Origin of the sequence: Pseudomonas sp. IPO3778 (assembly GCF_013386825.1) — a bacterium.
GTDB lineage: Bacteria > Pseudomonadota > Gammaproteobacteria > Pseudomonadales > Pseudomonadaceae > Aquipseudomonas.
Genome location: NZ_JACARC010000014.1, coordinates 1 through 18,839, shown reverse-complemented (window position 1 = coordinate 18,839; position 18,839 = coordinate 1). Strand labels below are relative to the sequence as shown.

Annotated in this window: 17 protein-coding genes; 8 read left to right on the top strand and 9 right to left on the bottom strand. The window is 61.0% G+C overall.

All coding sequences use genetic code 11. From position 1 onward, the window contains the following. Positions 1-72: 72 nt before the first annotated feature. The 3 genes from HX855_RS04920 to algW form a co-directional block, all read right to left on the bottom strand. Entirely contained in the window at positions 73-792 is a 720-nt protein-coding gene (locus tag HX855_RS04920) for a DUF4198 domain-containing protein (protein WP_177087450.1), read from the bottom strand. A gap of 12 nt (positions 793-804) precedes the next feature. Beyond that, positions 805-2,916 (bottom strand): TonB-dependent siderophore receptor, encoded by a 2,112-nt coding sequence (locus HX855_RS04915; RefSeq protein WP_177087452.1) that lies wholly within the window; start codon positions 2,914-2,916, stop codon positions 805-807. Positions 2,917-3,024: 108 nt separating this feature from the next. Next, on the bottom strand, positions 3,025-4,179 hold the full coding sequence (gene algW / locus HX855_RS04910; RefSeq protein WP_177087454.1) for a Do family serine endopeptidase AlgW: 1,155 nt from the start codon (positions 4,177-4,179) through the stop codon (positions 3,025-3,027). A gap of 103 nt (positions 4,180-4,282) precedes the next feature. Here algW and HX855_RS04905 point away from each other — a divergent pair, with 103 nt between their 5' ends. The 3 genes from HX855_RS04905 to cysN all read left to right on the top strand — a co-directional run bounded on the left by HX855_RS04905 (position 4,283) and on the right by cysN (position 8,215). Continuing rightward, entirely contained in the window at positions 4,283-5,041 is a 759-nt protein-coding gene (locus HX855_RS04905; RefSeq protein WP_010177002.1) for a Nif3-like dinuclear metal center hexameric protein, read from the top strand. Between the two features lie 348 nt (positions 5,042-5,389). Next, positions 5,390-6,307 (top strand): sulfate adenylyltransferase subunit CysD, encoded by a 918-nt coding sequence (gene cysD, locus HX855_RS04900; protein ID WP_003171640.1) that lies wholly within the window; start codon positions 5,390-5,392, stop codon positions 6,305-6,307. 9 nt (positions 6,308-6,316) lie between these two features. Next, positions 6,317-8,215, top strand: a complete 1,899-nt coding sequence (cysN, locus tag HX855_RS04895; RefSeq protein ID WP_177087456.1) for a sulfate adenylyltransferase subunit CysN — start codon at positions 6,317-6,319, stop codon at positions 8,213-8,215. A 191-nt stretch (positions 8,216-8,406) separates the two neighbouring features. Here cysN and HX855_RS04890 read toward each other — a convergent pair whose 3' ends face one another. The 3 genes from HX855_RS04890 to HX855_RS04880 are packed head-to-tail and all read right to left on the bottom strand — an operon-like array spanning position 8,407 to position 11,805. Next, on the bottom strand, positions 8,407-9,306 hold the full coding sequence (locus HX855_RS04890) for an acyltransferase (protein ID WP_177087458.1): 900 nt from the start codon (positions 9,304-9,306) through the stop codon (positions 8,407-8,409). Then, positions 9,307-11,406, bottom strand: a complete 2,100-nt coding sequence (gene pta / locus HX855_RS04885; protein ID WP_177087460.1) for a phosphate acetyltransferase — start codon at positions 11,404-11,406, stop codon at positions 9,307-9,309. It lies immediately after the preceding gene. Between the two features lie 60 nt (positions 11,407-11,466). After that, positions 11,467-11,805, bottom strand: coding sequence for a DUF3565 domain-containing protein (locus tag HX855_RS04880; RefSeq protein WP_177087462.1), 339 nt, complete (start codon positions 11,803-11,805; stop codon positions 11,467-11,469). Here HX855_RS04880 and HX855_RS04875 point away from each other — a divergent pair. From HX855_RS04875 to HX855_RS04865, 3 genes are all read left to right on the top strand, one after another. Beyond that, positions 11,774-12,259, top strand: a complete 486-nt coding sequence (locus HX855_RS04875) for a peptidylprolyl isomerase (RefSeq protein ID WP_003208457.1) — start codon at positions 11,774-11,776, stop codon at positions 12,257-12,259. The genes HX855_RS04880 and HX855_RS04875 overlap by 32 nt on opposite strands. Before the next feature lie 135 nt (positions 12,260-12,394). Then, on the top strand, positions 12,395-12,877 hold the full coding sequence (locus HX855_RS04870) for a glutathione peroxidase (protein ID WP_177087464.1): 483 nt from the start codon (positions 12,395-12,397) through the stop codon (positions 12,875-12,877). A 286-nt stretch (positions 12,878-13,163) separates the two neighbouring features. Further along, positions 13,164-14,267 (top strand): NADH:flavin oxidoreductase, encoded by a 1,104-nt coding sequence (locus tag HX855_RS04865; RefSeq protein WP_177087466.1) that lies wholly within the window; start codon positions 13,164-13,166, stop codon positions 14,265-14,267. 109 nt (positions 14,268-14,376) lie between these two features. Here the strand turns inward: HX855_RS04865 and HX855_RS04860 are convergent, their stop codons facing one another. Continuing rightward, the gene (locus HX855_RS04860) at positions 14,377-15,555 is read right to left on the bottom strand and encodes a glycosyltransferase family 1 protein (RefSeq protein ID WP_177087468.1); all 1,179 of its coding nucleotides are present in this window, start codon (positions 15,553-15,555) and stop codon (positions 14,377-14,379) included. Positions 15,556-15,737: 182 nt separating this feature from the next. Here HX855_RS04860 and HX855_RS04855 point away from each other — a divergent pair, with 182 nt between their 5' ends. Beyond that, positions 15,738-16,361, top strand: a complete 624-nt coding sequence (locus HX855_RS04855) for a hypothetical protein (RefSeq protein ID WP_177087470.1) — start codon at positions 15,738-15,740, stop codon at positions 16,359-16,361. A 33-nt stretch (positions 16,362-16,394) separates the two neighbouring features. Here HX855_RS04855 and cysZ read toward each other — a convergent pair whose 3' ends face one another. Next, positions 16,395-17,150, bottom strand: coding sequence for a sulfate transporter CysZ (cysZ, locus tag HX855_RS04850; RefSeq protein WP_177087472.1), 756 nt, complete (start codon positions 17,148-17,150; stop codon positions 16,395-16,397). 293 nt (positions 17,151-17,443) lie between these two features. On the opposite strand from cysZ, the gene trxB reads away from it, so the two are divergent. Further along, positions 17,444-18,406: a thioredoxin-disulfide reductase gene (gene trxB / locus HX855_RS04845; RefSeq protein ID WP_177087474.1), complete on the top strand. Its 963-nt coding sequence runs from the start codon at positions 17,444-17,446 to the stop codon at positions 18,404-18,406. 186 nt (positions 18,407-18,592) lie between these two features. Here trxB and HX855_RS04840 read toward each other — a convergent pair. Continuing rightward, the coding region (locus HX855_RS04840) for a HopJ type III effector protein (protein ID WP_178947994.1) at positions 18,593-18,839 on the bottom strand (247 nt) is incomplete at its 5' end.

Below are 18,839 nucleotides of genomic sequence, written 5' to 3'. Positions count from 1 at the left end.
ATCAGTCACCAGATGCCTCGACTGAAAAATCGCCATCGCGGGCAAGCCCGGCTCCTACATTGCTTTGCGGGGTTACTCGTGATGCGGCTCGCCGAGGAAGGTCAGTGAGCTGAACAGTCCGCGAGTCGCCACATCGGCATTATCCTTCAGCGGGATCTCCACCTGCGCCGCAATCACATTCAGCCCTTCATTCCTCACCAGCACCTGGGCGCGGCCGTCTTTATCGGTCTCGGTACTCAGCGTGCCCGGTGCATTGCGATAATCCCCAATCAGCTTGATGCCCGCCGCCGGCTTGCCATCCAGCAGCACCCGCACCGGCAACAATTTCCCCGGTCCTACCGTCAGCGGATCAACCTCCGGCAAGATCAGCAGCTTGATCTGATCCAGCTTCGGCAACGTCGCCCCCGGCTGGTCAATCGCCAGGCTGTACTTGAAGGTCTGGGTCGACTCGATCGCCCCCGGCACTTTACTGCGGCCCTGGTTGACCCACTTCTTGTCAGCCGTCTGCGACCACATCCCGTTATCCAGCGCCACGGCCAAGACGGCGGGCGACTTGAGCGGCTTCAGGCGCGCATGGTCGGGCAGGCGTTCCACGGTCACCGGGATCATTTTGCCGGCCGCGTCATAGGCCCAGGCACCGCTGATTTTCTGCGCCTTGAACGCATTGTCTTCGGCGCCGTGGCCGTAGATCACTTCGATATTGCCGCGCCGTTCTTCGGTCCACAGGCCGTGGGCCGAGACCTGGGTGGCAAACAGCAGGCCGAGCACGGCCAGGGATTTTAAGGCTTGCATGGTGACGTCCTTTTACAGGGTGAGGGTCAGGCTGACGGTGAAATTGCGCGGCTCGCCGGGGTTGACCCAGTAATTGCTGTAGGAGCGCTCGTAGTACTTTTCATCGAACAGGTTGTTGAGGTTCAGGCCCACGGTGACGGTGTCACTGGCCTTGTAGTGCGCCAGCAGGTCGACGGTGTGGTAGGCCGGCAATTCGAAGCGGCCCCCGGCTTCACCCGAGCGATCGCCCACGTAGGTAAAGGCCGCGCCAAGGTCGGAACCGCGCAGCAGGCCATCCTGGAATTCATACACCCCCAGCACGCTGCCGCTGCGTTTGGCCACGCCGAGAATCCGGCTGCCCGTTGGGACAACGTTGTCGCCTTTGGTCACTTCGGCGTCGATGTAGGCTAAGGCGCCGATCACCCGTACGGCGTCGGTCACTTGCCCGGTCAGTTGCAGATCAAAACCCTGGCTGCGCGCCTTGCCCATGGCGCGCTGGGTGTCGGTGGCCGGGTCCAGGGCCAGGACATTTTCCTTTTCGATATGGAAGGCGGCGAGGGTGGTGCTCAGGCGGTCGTCCAACAGCTCGCTCTTGATGCCGATTTCATAGCCCACGCCTTCTTCCGGCTTGAAGGATTTGCCACCGGCGTCCAGGCCGTTGTTGGGTTTGAACGAGGTGGAGGCATTGGCGAACAGGCCCACTTGCGGCGTCAGTTGGTAGAGCAGGCCGGCGCGTTGGGTCAGGGCGTCGTGGTTTTGCCGGCTTTTGGCGTGGTTGCGGGCGAAGTCATCGGTGCGCTGCTCGACGTGTTCGAAGCGTGCGCCGATCACCCCGCGCAGACGGTCGGTGAAGATGATCTGGTCTTGCAGGTTCAGGGCCTGGCTTTTCACCTGTTCGAAAAAGTCGGTGCCGGAGCGGGCGTCGTTGGGTTTTGGCTGGCCGTAGACCGGGTTATAGAGGTCTACGGCATAGGGACCGCCGGCGATGGTGGTCACCCGTTCTTTCTTGCGGTAGTCCTCGTACTCGGTGCCGATCAGCAACTCATGCTGCCAACGGCCGATGTCGAACCGCCCGCGCAGTTCGAGTTGGGTGATGCTGTCGTGCCAACCGGTGGAGCGTTCCCGGTAGCGGCGGCTGAGGGTGTGGCCATCGGCATCCAGCGCGCGGTTTTCCGACGCGTCGCCCCACAGGCTGCCTTGTTTGTAATGGCTGGCCAGGCGCAGTTGCCAGGCATCGTTGAGGTGTTGTTCGAGGGTGGCTTGCAGGCGGTTGTTGTGGTTGCGGATATCGCCGTCGTTGGGCTCGCCGAGGAAGGTCGAGCGGGAGACGCCGCTCCAATGGTTATTCGGCGCGACGATGCCACGGTCGAAGGTGGAGCGGTGGCGCACGAATTCGCTTTCCACCAACAGGCGGGTGTCCGGGTCCAGTTGCCAACTGATGGAGGGCGCGACGAAGACCCGCTTGGCGTCCACGTGGTCGCGGAAGCTGTGGTTGTCTTCCACCGTCAGGTTGACCCGCGATAAGACGTTGCCCTCGCTATCCTGCGGCGTGTTCACGTCCAGCGCGGTGCGGTAGCGGTCCCAACTGCCGGCGCTGGTCTGTAGGGTGGTGAAGGCCTCGGGCTGAGGCTTCTTGGTGACGATATTCACGGTGCCGCCCGGATCGCCACGGCCGTACAGGCTGGCGGCGGGGCCCTTGAGCACTTCGATGCGTTCGATATTGGCCGCGTCCGGTGTGCTCGGGTAACCGCGGTTGGCGCTGAAACCGTCCACGTAAAACTCTGATGTGGTGAAGCCGCGAACACTGTATTCGTAGAGCGTCAGGCCGCCGAAGTTGTTCTGTTTGGACACGCCGCCGGCGAATTCCAGGGCACGCTCGACGTGGGTGCTGCCCAGGTCGTTGAGCACCGAGGCGGGAATCACACTGATGGATTGTGGGATGTCCTGCAGGGCCGTGTCGGTTTTGGTGGCGCTGGCGGAGCGGGTGGCGCGGTAGCCCTTGACCGGGCCGGTGGCCGATTCGTACGCCTCGCTGGTGATGCGGGTGGCTTCCAGCTCAAGGGGAGCGGTGTCTTCGGCGTAGGCCGGGTCCACCAGTAAACCCAAGGCGATTCCGGCCAGCGGGGCAAATCTTCGAGACGGCATGATAGAGCGTTCCAATAGCGATATTGAAACAATATAACATCTCTAATGAGAATAATTTCCCGCTGAAATATTAGGTAACAGGAGCCCGCGAACGGGCTCCTTCCAAGGTTATTCCTCTTCCTTCACCGGCGCAGGCGGCGGACGCAGGCCCACTTCGGCCTGCAGCTTGATCTCTTTGCCATTGCGCATCACCTGGATCGCCACCTTGTCGGTCGGCTTGATCCGCGCCACCTGGTTCATCGACTTGCGCCCGTCGCCGGCGGGTTCGCCGTCGATGCTGAGGATCACGTCACCCAGTTGCAGGCCGGCTTTCTGCGCCGGGCCGTCGCGGAAGATCCCCGCCACCACGATACCCGGGCGCCCGGTCAGGCCAAACGACTCGGCCAGTTCCTTGGTCAGCGGTTGTACTTCAATGCCCAGCCAGCCACGAATCACCTGGCCATGCTCGATGATCGACTTCATCACTTCAGTGGCCAGTTTCACCGGGATCGCGAAACCAATGCCCTGGGAGCCGCCGGACTTGGAGAAGATCGCGGTGTTGATACCGGTCAGGTTGCCGTTGGCATCCACCAGCGCACCGCCGGAGTTGCCGGGGTTGATCGCGGCGTCGGTCTGGATAAAGTCTTCGTAGCTGTTAAGGCCCAACTGGTTACGCCCGGTGGCGCTGATGATGCCCATGGTCACCGTCTGGCCGACCCCGAACGGGTTGCCGATGGCCAGCGCCACATCACCTACCCGCAGCCCTTCGGAGCGGCCGATGGTGATCGAAGGCAGGCCTTTCAAATCGATTTTCAGGACTGCGAGGTCGGTTTCCGGGTCGCTGCCGACCACACGGGCCAGGGTTTCCCGGCCATCACGCAGGGCCACCACAATCTGGTCGGCGCCTGAGGTCACGTGGTTGTTGGTGAGGATGTAGCCTTCCGGGCTCATGATCACGCCGGAGCCGAGGCTGGACTCCATGCGCCGCTGCTTGGGCGAGTTGTCGCCGAAATAGCGGCGAAATTGTGGGTCTTCAAACAGCGGATGCGCCGGTTTGTTGATGACTTTGGTGGTGTACAGGTTCACCACGGCGGGGGCGGCGATCACCACCGCATCGGCATAAGTCACCGGGCCTTGTACCACCGCGCTGGTTTGCGGCGCCTGTTGCAGGTTGACATCAAGGGTCGGCAGGCCGACCAGTTGTGGATAACGCTGAATAATCAGCATCGCGATCAGCACGCCAGCCAACAATGGCCATCCAAAAAAACGCAGTGCCTTGAGCATTAAGAAAAGTCCTGACGGGTTGCAGGGGGCGGGAGAGCGCCCATAATGTCGCGCATTATACGAGGCCGTGAGCGCCTCTGAACGGGATATTTAGGAGTCTTTTATGGCCGTTGCCCTGAGCACCTTAGTCGAGGAAGCGGACCGCTACCTTAATAGTGCAAAAATCGCCGATTACTGCCCCAACGGCCTGCAGGTCGAGGGCCGTCCGCAAGTGCTGCGCATCGTCAGCGGCGTGACCGCCAGCCAGGCATTGCTGGACGCGGCGGTCGAAGCCCAGGCTGACCTGGTGCTGGTGCACCACGGTTATTTCTGGAAAGGCGAAAGCCCCTGTATCACCGGCATGAAGCAGCGCCGCCTGAAAACCCTGCTCAAGCACGACATCAGCCTGCTGGCCTACCACCTGCCCCTGGACCTGCACCCGGAAGTCGGCAACAACGTGCAACTGGCCCGGCAACTGGACATCACCGTCGAAGGCCCGCTGGACCCGGACAACCTCAAGGTCGTCGGCCTGGTGGGTTCCCTGGCCGAACCGGTGTCGCCCCGCGACTTTGCCCGCCGCGTGCAGGAAGCCATGGGCCGCGAGCCGTTGCTGATCGAAGGCAGCGAAATGATCCGCCGCGTCGGCTGGTGCACCGGCGGTGGCCAGGGTTACATCGACCAGGCGGTACTGGCCGGGGTGGACCTGTACCTGAGCGGCGAAGCGTCAGAGCAGACCTTCCACAGTGCCCGGGAAAACGACATCAGCTTTATCGCGGCGGGGCATCACGCCACCGAGCGGTATGGTGTGCAAGCGTTGGGCGACTACCTGGCGCGACGTTTCGCCCTCGAACACCTGTTCATCGATTGCCCGAACCCGATCTGAAAAACACCGCCGGACAAATGTGTGTGGCTTGCCTGCGATGCAGACACCCTGGTGTACCTGAAAACGCGCAATCCACCTGTGGGAGCGGGCTTGCTCGCGAATGCGGTGCATCAGTCGCCACAGGCATTGACTGACACACCGCATTCGCGAGCAAGCCCGCTCCCACATTTGACCGTGTTTTGCCTGGGTAACCCTCATTCATCCGCCTGGCCCGGCCAAACCCGGCGGTATATTGATATACCGTTTCGATCTAGCTGGCTCCCTCAATAGAATCAGGCGCTGTGCTAGCATGCCCCGCTCGAACACGGCCCGCTGGCCGTCCATAAGATCGTTTTTCCGTGAGTAACCATGGTCGACAAACTGACGCATCTGAAACAGCTGGAGGCGGAAAGCATCCACATCATCCGCGAGGTCGCCGCCGAGTTCGATAACCCGGTGATGCTCTACTCGATCGGTAAAGACTCCGCCGTGATGCTGCACCTGGCACGCAAGGCATTTTTCCCGGGCAAGCTGCCGTTTCCGGTGATGCACGTCGACACCCGCTGGAAATTCCAGGAGATGTACAAGTTCCGCGACAAAATGGTCGAAGAGCTGGGCCTGGACCTGATCACCCATATCAACCCGGATGGTGTGGCGCAAAATATCAACCCGTTCACCCACGGCAGCGCCAAGCACACCGACATCATGAAGACCGAGGGCCTCAAGCAGGCCCTGGACAAGCATGGTTTCGACGCCGCGTTCGGCGGTGCCCGTCGTGATGAAGAGAAATCCCGCGCCAAAGAGCGCGTGTACTCGTTCCGCGACAGCAAGCACCGCTGGGACCCGAAAAACCAGCGTCCCGAGCTGTGGAACGTCTACAACGGCAACGTCAACAAGGGCGAGTCGATCCGCGTGTTCCCGCTGTCCAACTGGACCGAGCTGGACATCTGGCAGTACATCTACCTGGAAGGCATTCCGATCGTTCCGCTGTACTTCGCCGCCGAACGTGACGTGATCGAGAAGAATGGCACGTTGATCATGATCGACGACGACCGCATACTCGAGCACCTGTCTGACGAAGACAAAGCCCGAATCGTCAAAAAGAAAGTACGTTTCCGTACCCTTGGCTGCTACCCGTTGACGGGCGCGGTGGAGTCCGAAGCCGAGACGCTGACGGACATCATTCAGGAAATGCTCCTGACGCGAACTTCCGAGCGCCAGGGCCGGGTCATCGACCACGATGGCGCAGGCTCGATGGAAGATAAAAAACGTCAAGGCTATTTCTAAGGGGCTGTCATGTCGCACGTATCTGATTTGATCAGCGAGGACATCCTCGCCTACCTGGGCCAGCACGAGCGCAAGGAAATGTTGCGCTTCCTGACCTGTGGCAACGTCGACGACGGCAAGAGCACCCTGATCGGGCGCCTGCTGCACGACTCCAAGATGATCTACGAAGACCATCTGGAAGCCATCACCCGTGACTCGAAAAAGTCCGGCACCACCGGCGACGACATCGACCTGGCCTTGCTGGTCGACGGCCTGCAGGCCGAGCGTGAGCAGGGCATCACCATCGATGTGGCCTACCGCTATTTCTCCACCGCCAAGCGCAAATTCATCATCGCCGACACCCCCGGCCATGAGCAGTACACCCGCAACATGGCCACCGGTGCGTCCACCTGTGACCTGGCGATTATCCTGATCGACGCCCGCTACGGCGTGCAGACCCAGACCCGTCGCCACAGCTTTATCGCCTCGTTGCTGGGCATCAAACACATTGTGGTGGCCGTCAACAAGATGGACATCAACGGCTTTGACCAAAGCGTGTTCGAGTCGATCAAGGCCGATTACCTGAAGTTTGCCGATGGCATCGCCTTCAAGCCGAGCACCATGGCGTTTGTGCCGATGTCGGCCCTCAAGGGCGACAACGTGGTGAACAAGAGCGAGCGTTCGCCCTGGTACACCGGCCAGTCGCTGATGGAAATCCTCGAGACCGTCGAGATCGCCAACGACCGCAACTACACCGACCTGCGTTTCCCGGTGCAGTACGTCAACCGTCCGAACCTGAACTTCCGTGGTTTCGCCGGCACCCTGGCCAGCGGCATCGTGCACAAGGGCGACGAGGTTGTGGTGTTGCCGTCGGGCAAGAGCAGCCGGGTCAAATCCATCGTCACCTTTGAAGGTGAACTGGAACACGCAGGCCCAGGCCAGGCCGTGACCCTGACCATGGAAGACGAGATCGACATCTCCCGTGGCGACCTGTTGGTGCACGCCGACAACGTGCCGCAAGTGACCGATGCCTTCGACGCCATGCTGGTGTGGATGGCTGAAGAACCGATGCTGCCGGGCAAGAAGTACGACATCAAGCGCGCCACCAGCTACGTGCCGGGTTCCATCACCAGCATCGTGCATCGCGTGGACGTGAACACCCTGGCCGAAGGCCCGGCAAGCGCTTTACAACTGAACGAGATCGGCCGGGTCAAGGTCAGCCTCGACGCGGTCATCGCCCTGGACGGTTACGAGAGCAACCGCACCACCGGTTCGTTCATCGTCATCGACCGGTTGACCAACGGCACCGTGGCCGCCGGCATGATCATCGCGCCGCCGGTGACTCACGGCAGTGCGGCGCAGCATGGCAAGTTGGCTCACGTGGCCACCGAAGAACGGGCCCAGCGCTTCGGCCAGCAACCGGCAACTGTGTTGTTCAGCGGTTTGTCGGGCGCGGGCAAAAGCACCCTGGCCTACGCGGTTGAGCGCAAGTTGTTCGACATGGGCCGTGCGGTGTTTGTGCTGGATGGCCAGAACCTGCGCCATGACCTGAACAAGGGCTTGCCCCAGGACCGTGCCGGGCGCACCGAGAACTGGCGTCGTGCCGCTCACGTGGCGCGTCAGTTCAACGAAGCGGGCTTGCTGACCCTGGCGGCGTTCGTTGCCCCGGATGCTGAAGGGCGTGAACAGGCCAAGGCGCTGATCGGCGGTGATCGTCTGCTGACCGTGTACGTGCAGGCTTCGCCGCTGGTGTGCGCCGAGCGTGACCCGCAAGGTTTGTACGCGGCGGGCGGGGATAACATCCCGGGCGAATCCTTCCCGTATGACGTGCCGTTGAATGCCGATCTGGTGATCGACACCCAGGCACTGTCGCTGGAAGACAGCGTCAAGCAAGTGCTGGAGCTGCTGCGTCAGCGCGGCGCGATCTAAGCGTCACGCGCACAAAAAAGCCCGCCACCGATGACTCGGTGGCGGGCTTTTTACATATCTTCAAGTGTGAACTCGGTCAATGTGGGAGCTGGCTTGCCTGCGATGGCGGACCGTCAGTTTATTTCTTCTTGGCTGATCCACCGCTATCGCAGGCAAGCCAGCTCCCACATTGGATTGTATCTACAGGTTGATCAGCGGCGTTCTGGGAAATCTGTGTGAAGCTGTTCGAGAAGCACATCCTTCTCTTCCCACAACCGGTTGATCCAGCCCTGGAACGCCAACCGATATTCCCCATCCTGCTCATAATTCTTGCCGATAAACCCGGCTGGAATCTGCACTTCCTCAAACTGCACCACCACGTCCTTCACATTCCCGCAGAGCAAATCCCAATAGCCCGGGCGCCCGGCAGGGTAGTGAATGGTCACGTTCACCAGCGATTTGAGCTGTTCACCCATGGCATCCAGCACAAACGCAATACCGCCCGCCTTGGGCTTGAGCAGGTAGCGAAACGGTGACTTCTGCTGGGCATGCTTGCCGGGGGTAAACCGTGTGCCTTCGGCAAAGTTGAAGATGCCCACCGGGTTGTGGCGAAACTTCGCGCAAGTCTTGCGGGTGGTTTCCAGGTCTTTGCCTTTCTTCTCCGGGTGCTTTTCCAGGTAGGCCTTGGTGTAGCGCTTCATGAACGGGAAGCCCAGGGTCCACCACGCCAGGCCGATCACCGGCACCCAGATCAGCGCTTGCTTGAGGAAGAACTTCAGCGGGCGAATACGCCGGTTGAGCACGTATTGCAGCACCATGATATCGACCCAGCTTTGATGGTTACTGGTCACCAGGTACGAATGTTCATAGTCCAGGCCTTCAAGGCCCTTAATGTGCCAGCGGGTGCGGCGCACCAGGTTCATCCAGGCCTTGTTGTTGCTGATCCAGGCCTCGTGGGTCTGGTTCATCAGCCATTCGCTGAAACGCTTGGCAAACGGCAACGCCTTGAACAGCGCCACGATAAACAGGAACGAGCACAACAGGATCGTGTTCAGCGCCAGCAACAGCGAGGCGATCACCCCGCGCACGGCGGCAGGTAGAAAATCCAGCATTTAGACATCCATAGGTCGGTTGGCGGCTTGAATCGCGGTCAATGCGATCGTGTACACGATGTCGTCCACCTGCGCCCCTCGGGGCAGGTCGTTGACCGGTTTGCGCAGGCCTTGCAGCATCGGCCCGAGGCTCACGCAATCGGCGCTGCGCTGCACCGCCTTGTGGGTGGTGTTGCCGGTGTTCAGGTCGGGGAACACGAACACCGTGGCCTTGCCCGCCACCAGGCTGTTGGGCGCCAGTTGCCGGGCCACGGTTTCGTTGGCGGCGGCGTCGTATTGCAACGGGCCGTCGATCAGCAGCGAGCTTTGGGCCTCGTGGGCGAGCAGCGTGGCTTCGCGGACCTTCTCGACTTCTTCGCCCGTGGCGGAGTCACCACTGGAATAACTGATCATCGCCACTCGCGGCGTGATACCGAATGCGGCGGCCGAGTCGGCGCTTTGCAGGGCGATTTCCGCCAGCTCTGCCGCGCTGGGGTGCGGGTTCATCACGCAGTCGCCGTACACCAGCACTTGCTCCGGGAACAGCATGAAGAACACCGACGAAACCAGGGTGCAGCCCGGCGCGGTCTTGATCAACTGGAGGGCCGGGCGAATGGTGTTGGCGGTGGAGTGGATGACGCCGGAGACCAGGCCGTCGACTTCATCCAGGGCGAGCATCATGGTGGCGATCACCACGGTGTCTTCCAGTTGCTGCTCGGCCATCGGCGCGTTGAGGCTTTTGGTTTTGCGCAGCGCTACCATCGGTTCCACATAACGCTGGCGAATCAGGTCGGGGTCGAGAATCTCCAGGCCTTCGGGCAGCTCGATGCCATGGGCGCGGGCCACGGCTTCCACGTCGGCCGGCTTGGCCAGCAGCACGCAACGGGCAATCCCGCGTGCCTGGCAGATGGCCGCGGCCTGCACGGTCAGCGGCTCGCTGCCTTCGGGCAGCACGATGCGCTTGTTGGCAGCCTGGGCGCGCTGGATCAGTTGATAACGGAACACCGCCGGCGACAGGCGCATTTCCCGCGGCGTGCCGCAGCGTTGGTGCAGCCAGCGGGCGTCGAGGTGGCTGGCGACGAAATCGGTGATGATCTCCGCACGTTCGCGGTCATCAATCGGGATTTCCTTGTTCAGGCTGTTGAGCTGGTTGGCGGTGTCGTAGGAGCCGGTGCTCACCGACAACACCGGCAGCCCGGCCTGGAAGGCGCCCCGGCACAGGTCCATGATCCGTGGGTCGGGCAGGGTGTCGCTGGTCAGCAGCAAACCGGCCAGCGGCACGCCGTTGATGGCGGCCAGGCTGACGGCGAGGATGATGTCGTCGCGGTCGCCGGGCGTCACGACCAATACGCCGGGCTTGAGCAGCTCCACGGTGTTGCGCATGGTGCGGGCGCAGATGATGATTTTGGTCATGCGCCGGGTTTCATAATCGCCGGCGTTGAGGATCTGGGCGCCCATCAGGTCGGCCACGTCGCGGGTGCGCGGGGCGTTGAGTTCCGGTTGGTACGGGATGCAGCCCAACAGGCGGAAATCCCCGCTGCGCAGCAACGGCGAATGCTCTTTGAGCCGCGCCGAGAAGACTTCCATGCTTTCGTCGGTGCGTACCTTGTTGAGGATCACCCCCAACACTTTTGGATCTTTCGGGCCGCCGAACAGCTGGGCCTGCAGTTCCACGCGGCCGGAGAGTTCGGTGAGCACTTCGTTTTCCGGGGCCGAGACCAGGATCACTTCGGCGTCCAGGCTCTTGGCCAGGTGCAGGTTGACCCGGGCCGCATAGCTGGCGCTGCGGGTCGGCACCATGCCTTCGACGATCAACACGTCCTTGCCCACGGCGGCTTGCTGGTAAAGGGTGATGATTTCTTCCAGCAGCTCATCCAGCTGGCCGTCGCCGAGCATCCGCTCTACATGGGCCAGGCCCAGGGGTTGGGGCGGTTTCAGGCCGTGGGTGCGGGCCACCAGTTCGGTGGAGCGCTCGGGGCCGGTGTCGCCGGGGTGCGGCTGGGCAATCGGTTTGAAGAAGCCGACTTTCAGCCCGGCCCGTTCAAGGGTACGCACCAGCCCAAGGCTGATGGAGGTCAGACCCACACCAAAATCGGTGGGCGCGATAAAAAAAGTCTGCATGCGAATTCTCTGGAGGTGCATGGCTTCGGTGGCGGCCTATGGCTGGCGGCCTACCGGGAATCAGGTGCCAAGGTTATCTTTATCTGAGCCTTGCGCACACCAGCCGCACGTAAAGGGCTTGTCTATTTTTTCAAGGCGTTGCGCCGGGTCCGTGACCCAGGCCCGGGATTGCCACGGCGGCTGGTGGCGCAGGTGCTGGGTGTGGCCGCAGGAAAGCTCGACGACCCAGTGCAGGTCTTCGTCCTGGTGAAATCCGACGACCGTCGGGTCAGTTGTTCGACCCCGTCCGTCCGGGTTGTGTTCGCTTTCGGGCAAATCCTTGTTTAGACTTGTCCGTTCTTCATTCTTCTGCAAAAGGTCTCGCCCCATGCCGATCGCCGCCAATAAGGCTGTCTCCATTGACTATACCCTGACCAACGACGCTGGTGAGGTCATCGACAGTTCTGCCGGCGGCGCGCCGCTGGTCTACCTGCAAGGTGCAGGTAACATCATCCCGGGCCTGGAAAAGGCCCTGGAAGGCAAAGAGGTCGGTGATGAACTGACCGTTGCCGTAGAACCTGAAGATGCCTACGGCGAATACGCTGCCGAACTGGTCAGCACCCTGAGCCGCAGCATGTTCGAAGGCGTCGACGAGCTGGAAGTGGGCATGCAGTTCCACGCTTCCGCTCCGGACGGCCAGATGCAAATCGTCACCATCCGTGACCTGGACGGCGACGACGTGACCGTCGACGGCAACCACCCGCTGGCTGGCCAGCGCCTGAACTTCCAGGTGAAGATCGTCGCTATCCGTGACGCTTCCCAGGAAGAAGTGGCCCACGGCCACGTGCACGGCGAAGGTGGTCACCACCATTAATTGACTGAGCGACGCTCTGTCAGTTGGAAAAAGGCGCCTTCGGGCGCCTTTTTCATTTGGCGGCTATTCTTGCCGACTTGGCGGCTGTAATCTCGAATGGCCGTTACGAAGAACATGGGATATCTGGAGTTCGTCATGAGTGCTTTCCACGACCTTAAACTCAAAGCCCTGGATGGTCAGGAGCTGCCTCTGGCGCCCTTCAAGGGGCACGTCGTGCTGGTGGTCAACGTCGCCTCCAAATGTGGTTTGACACCACAGTACGCTGCGCTGGAAAACCTCTATCAGCAATACAAAGGCCAGGGTTTCACCGTACTCGGCCTGCCGTGCAATCAATTTGCTGGGCAGGAACCGGGCACCGAAGAAGAAATCCAGGAATTCTGCAGCCTCAACTACGGCGTGACCTTTCCCCTGGGCAGCAAGCTTGAGGTGAATGGCCACGATCGCCACCAGCTGTATCGCTTGCTGGCGGGTGAGGGCGCCGAGTTTCCCGGGGACATCACCTGGAACTTTGAAAAATTCCTGCTGGGTAAAGACGGCCGTGTCCTGGCGCGTTTCTCGCCGCGTACACCGCCGGATGACCCTGCCATCGTGCAGGCGATCGAAAAAGCATTGAGCTGATACACGCTCTCTTGTTGTGATAGAGCTTGTTGTGGCGAGGGGGCTTGTCCCCCGTTGGGCTGCGCAGCAGCCCTGAAACCTGACACTGATCTCTATCTGGCTATCCTCTTGGTATTGCTGGGGCCGCTACGCAGCCCAACGGGGGGCAAGCCCCCTCGCCACAAAAGCCAGCCACCAAAGTCTTCCCGCTTTTACCCCTTAATCACCCCAATCAATAGTGCTATCCAGCACGCTGCGCTCTCCATATTATCCACATCATAAATTCCTGTTCTGATGGAGTGCTCCCATGCCTGTCCAAGCCTTGTTCAAACCGTTCCAGCTCGGCGCACTGCACCTGCCGACCCGCGTGGTCATGGCGCCGATGACCCGGTCGTTCTCCCCGGGCGGCGTGCCGAATTCCAAAGTGATCGAGTACTACCGCCGCCGCGCCGCCGCCGGTGTAGGCCTGATCATCACCGAAGGCACCGTGGTCGGACACCCGGCGTCCAATGGCTACCCGAACGTCCCGCATTTCTACGGTGAAGCGGCCCTGGCCGGCTGGAAGAAAGTGGTCGACGCGGTACACGCCGAAGGCGGCAAGATCGTCCCGCAACTGTGGCATGTGGGCAGCGTTCGGCGCATCGGCACCGAGCCGGATGCCAGCGTGCCCGCCTATGGCCCCACCGAAAAGCTCAAGGACGGTAACGTTGTCGTCCACGGCATGACCGTACAAGACATCCAGGATGTCATCGCCGCGTTCGCCCAAGCCGCCAAGGATGCCCAGAGCATCGGCATGGACGGCGTGGAAATCCACGGCGCCCACGGCTACCTGGTGGACCAGTTCTTCTGGGAAGGCACCAACCCGCGCACCGACGAATACGGCGGCAGCCTGGCCAACCGTTCCCGCTTCGCCATCGAATTGATCCAGGCCACCCGCGCCGCCGTGGGCCCGGACTTCCCGATCATCCTGCGTTTCTCCCAGTGGAAGCAGCAGGACTACACCGCACGCCTGGTACAAACCCCGGAGGCGTTGGGTGAATTCCTCAAGCCTTTGTCTGACGCCGGCGTGGATATTTTCCACTGTTCCACGCGCCGTTTCTGGGAGCCGGAGTTCGAAGGCTCCGAGCTGAACCTGGCCGGCTGGACCCGCAAGCTCACCGGCAAGCCGACCATCACCGTGGGCAGTGTCGGCCTGGATGGCGAGTTCCTGCAGTTTATGGTCAACACCGACAAGGTCGCGCAGCCGGCCAGCCTGGAAAACCTGCTGGAGCGCCTGAACAACGACGAGTTTGATCTGGTCGCCGTAGGCCGTGCGCTGCTGGTGGATCCGGATTGGGCGCTGAAGGTTCGTGAAGGGCGTGAAGGCGACATCCTGCCGTTCAGTCGTGAGGCGTTGACGACGTTGGTGTAAGCGGCGCCTGGTCTGACGCCATCGCTGGCCAGCCCGCTCCCCCATTGGAATGCATTTTCCTGTGGGAGCAGGGCTTGCCGCGATAGCGATCTGACAGCCAACACCGGTGTCAGATCAAACGTGATTGCGCTGCAATCACCGGCTGCTCGCCACACACCCCACGCAACTGCCGCTCAAACTGCTCGATAATCGCCGGCCAACCCTGACGGCTGGCGTGTTGTCGGGCATTGAGTCGCACCCGCCTTAAACTTTCGGGTTCTTCCAGCAGCCACTTGGCTGCATCGCAAAACGCTTCTTCATCCCCCGGCATTGCCAGCACGCCGCTGTAGCCATGGCGAATGTGCTGCGTGGCAGCCGCCTGGTCGTACGCCACCACCCCCAATCCGGACGCCATGGCTTCCAGCACCACGTTGCCGAAGGTTTCAGTGAGGCTGGGGAACAGGAATACATCCCCGGACGCGTAATGCCTGGCCAGTTCTTCACCCCGCAGGGTGCCGCAGAAAATCGCCTCCGGCAGTTCCTTTTCCAGCATCGCCCGTTGTGGGCCATCGCCGACGATGATCAGTTTCATCTGGCGCAGTGGATAGGTGTCCTGCAGTGTTTCGAAGCAACGTTTGAGCAGCCCGAGGTTTTTCTCCTGGGCGAGGCGTCCTACGTGCAGCACCGCGATTTGCTCACTGTTCAATGCCCAGCTTTCACGCAACCCGTTGTCGCGCCTGGCCGGGTGAAACAACTGGCTGTCGACGCCCCGGGCGAGCATGCCCAGGCGCTCGAAATGGCGGCGTTCCAGCTCCATGCGCTGGCTGGCGCTGGGCACCAGGGTCAAGGTCGAACGGTTATGGAACCAGCGCAGATAGTGGGTCAGCACCCGGCTCAGCATGCCCAGGCCGTACTGGTTGGAATACTGCTGAAAGTTGGTATGAAAGCCACTCACCACGCTGATCCCCAGGCGCCGCGCCGCCCGCAACGCCGACAGACCCAGCGGCCCTTCCGTGGCGATATACAGCACATCCGGACGCTGGCGGGTCCAGCGCCGCAACAGCTTGTGCATCGACGACTGGCCCCATTGCAGCCCCGGATAACCCGGCAATGGCCAGCCGCGGCACAGCATCAGGCCGTCGTCGCTGGGCCGGCTCTGGTCGCTGCCCTGGCGCGGGCGAACCAGTTCGACTTGATGCCCGCGCGCGCGCAAACCGTCACACAGGCGGCCAAGGGTATTGGCCACCCCGTTGATCTCTGGCGGGAAGGTTTCGGTGATCAGGGTGATGTGGAGCGAAGCTGTCGTCATGACCCACAGTGTCGGCGCGGGCCATGTCGTCATTGTGTCTTTCGGATGATGGATTTGTGACGTCTCGGGAAAATACGAAATGCATGATGGCAATTGTGCACTATTCTTTTTCGGGAGTTGGCCCCAGGTACTGGAATCGCTGTGGCGACCTCTTACATTGAACGTTTACCAAAGGGATCATGATGAAGCGTTTTGTCTGGATAGTCGCTGCCGCCTTGGCAGGTTGCGCCACCCCGCCAACGACCACTCACAACACGGGATTACCCCAATACACCCTACAAACGAGCAGTGACGGGAAAATTACGAATTACGAAAGTGTGGGAAACCTGCAGTCAAATGACACGCTGGGTTGCGTGCCGATTGCTTCTGTGACCAACAAGCACACGCCTGCCGATATCTACCCCGGCGTGGCAGCTTGCATCCAGGCGGGGGATTATGAAAAAGCGGCCCAGCTGTATGTTGTGGCCGGGACGTTCGGCCGTTTCGACCAGCTTCGTGTTTCGGACAGAAGTGCCCATCAGGCAGTCACCGTCTTGCAGAGGAATAATTTTGCTGATTTGACGCAAGAGCAGCGAGAGAGTTTCTTCATGAGCTTCCTGCGGCCAAGGCTGGAAATAGGCTCAAGCAGCCTTGCCTCGCTCTGTGCTGCTGTCGATCGGGCAGGGCCTCCCGACTATGTCCCGAGCTACATGATCCAGCACGGAATGGGGACTTTTCTCGGCGGGTCGAATGGCGGTCTTGTTCGCGGCTTTGACCCTGACAAAGGTTGGCAGGATTCGCTGTCGGGATATATGCATTGCAGCTGACCGCCATCGGTTTTCGGCCTGAGACGCGGGTACTCAGGCTTTCTTCACCGCCATTGCCTCGGCGCCTTGTTCACGCACCCAGAACAACGTCGCCGCCGCCACCGCCGCCGGCATCATCAGCAGGTTGACCACCGGGATCAGCAACACCAGGTAAACGATGCCGCCAAAACTCATGCTCTGCCAGCGCTTCTTGCGCAGCCAGGCGAGCATTTCGTTCCAGCCCAGCTTGTGGTTGTCGGCCGGGTAGTCGATGTACTGGATCGCCATCATCCACACCCCAAACAGCAGCCACAGCGGTGCGGCCACCAGGTTGACCACCGGAATGAACGACAGGATAAACAGGCCGATGGCCCTGGGCAGGAAGTAGCCCAGTTTGCGCATTTCCCGGGCCAGGGTGCGCGGGACCATGGCTGCCAGTTCGCCCCAGCTGAACGCCGGGAAATCATCGGTGCCGCGTACCACCACTTCGACCTTTTCCGACAGAAAGCCGTTGAACGGCGCGGCGATGATGTTGGCGAGCATGGTGAAGGTGAAAAACACCATCAGCACCACCAGCACCACGAATAAAGGCCACAACAGGTAATTGAGGAAGCTCAGCCAGCTCGGCAAGGTCGGCATCAGGGTGTCGACCCACAGGCTGAACTGATGGCCGGCAAAGTAGATCAACCCGACGAACAGGATCAGGTTGATTGCCAGCGGCAGCAGCACAAACAGGCGCAAGCCGGGGCTGAGCACCAGTTTGAGGCCTTCGCGCAGGTATTGTGGGCCTGAAAGAACGGGGGCGGGCATGGATAACTCCGGGCAATGGGGGCGAACGCGCCGACCTTACCGGCTTTGGGGGTACCGGGAAAGCACGGCCCGCATCACGACATTAACGGTAACAAAGGTGTCGATTAATAGAGGGCACGGGATAGAGACCACCTATGAGCTGGATTGTTATTCCGTATTTCCTTAATCTTGCCTCCCTCTATACGCTGCACCCATTATTTTCAGGATCTGCGAGTTCAAGCCTTCCCCAAGTGCTTCGCGGTCCTTTTTTATTCCAGCCGTTCTGTAGTCCGGGCGGTCGATAGGAGTGAGTCATGTCTGATACCCGTCATTCGCGAGTGATTATTCTCGGTTCCGGCCCTGCCGGTTACAGCGCTGCCGTCTACGCTGCCCGGGCCAACCTCAAGCCGCTGCTGATCACCGGCATGCAAGCGGGCGGTCAGTTGACCACCACCACCGAAGTCGACAACTGGCCGGGCGACGTCCACGGCCTGACCGGCCCGGTGCTGATGGAACGCATGAAAGAACACGCCGAGCGTTTCGAAACCGAAATCGTGTTTGATCACATCAACGCGGTCGACTTCTCGAAAAAGCCTTACAGCCTGACCGGCGACAGCGGCGTGTACACCTGTGACGCGCTGATCATCGCCACCGGCGCCAGCGCCCGTTACCTGGGCCTGCCGTCGGAAGAAGCGTTCATGGGCAAGGGCGTTTCGGCCTGCGCAACCTGCGACGGTTTCTTCTACCGCAACAAGCCAGTGGCGGTGGTCGGTGGCGGCAATACCGCGGTGGAAGAGGCGCTGTACCTGGCCAACATCGCCAGCACCGTGACCCTGGTTCACCGCCGCGAGACCTTCCGCGCCGAGAAGATCCTGATCGACAAGTTGCATGCCCGCGTGGCCGAAGGCAAGATCATCCTCAAGCTCAACGCCACCCTGGATGAAGTCCTGGGCGACAACATGGGCGTGACCGGTGCTCGCCTGAAAAACAACGATGGCAGCTTCGACGAGCTGACCGTAGATGGCGTGTTCATCGCCATCGGCCACACCCCGAACACCTCGTTGTTCGAAGGCGTGCTGGATGCCAAAGACGGCTACCTGATCGTGCAGGGCGGCCGTGAAGGCAATGCGACGGCCACCAACATCGAAGGCATCTTCGCGGCCGGTGACGTGGCCGACCACGTCTACCGCCAGGCGATCACTTCTGCCGGCGCTGGCTGCATGGCGGCACTGGATGCCGAGCGTTACCTCGACGGTTTGAAGGACGCTGCGTTCTAAACCGTAGAAACAAAAAAACCGGCTGCGAGGCCGGTTTTTTTATGCGCGCGATTTATGTCGCACCGCAGTCCAGAAGTGTTAACCCAATCACTGTGGGAGCTGGCTTGCCTGCGATAGCGGCGTTGGCTGACACACCGCTATCGCAGGCAAGCCAGCTCCCACATTAAACCGGGTTATCCAATTGAATCAGCGGCGGGTCAGTGGCTGCGCTGCGAACTTCACACCCGCCAACCCATGCTCGATCAGCGCACGAATATTGCCGTGGTCACTGCCCTCAGGCGTGGCCAGTACCGAACGGTAATGCTCGCCAAAGGCCAACAGCGCTTTCCGGTTAGAAGGACGCTGCGTTCTAAACCGTAGAAACAAAAAACCGGCTGCGAGGCCGGTTTTTTTATGTCCGCGATTTATGTAACACCGCAGTCCAGAAGTGTTA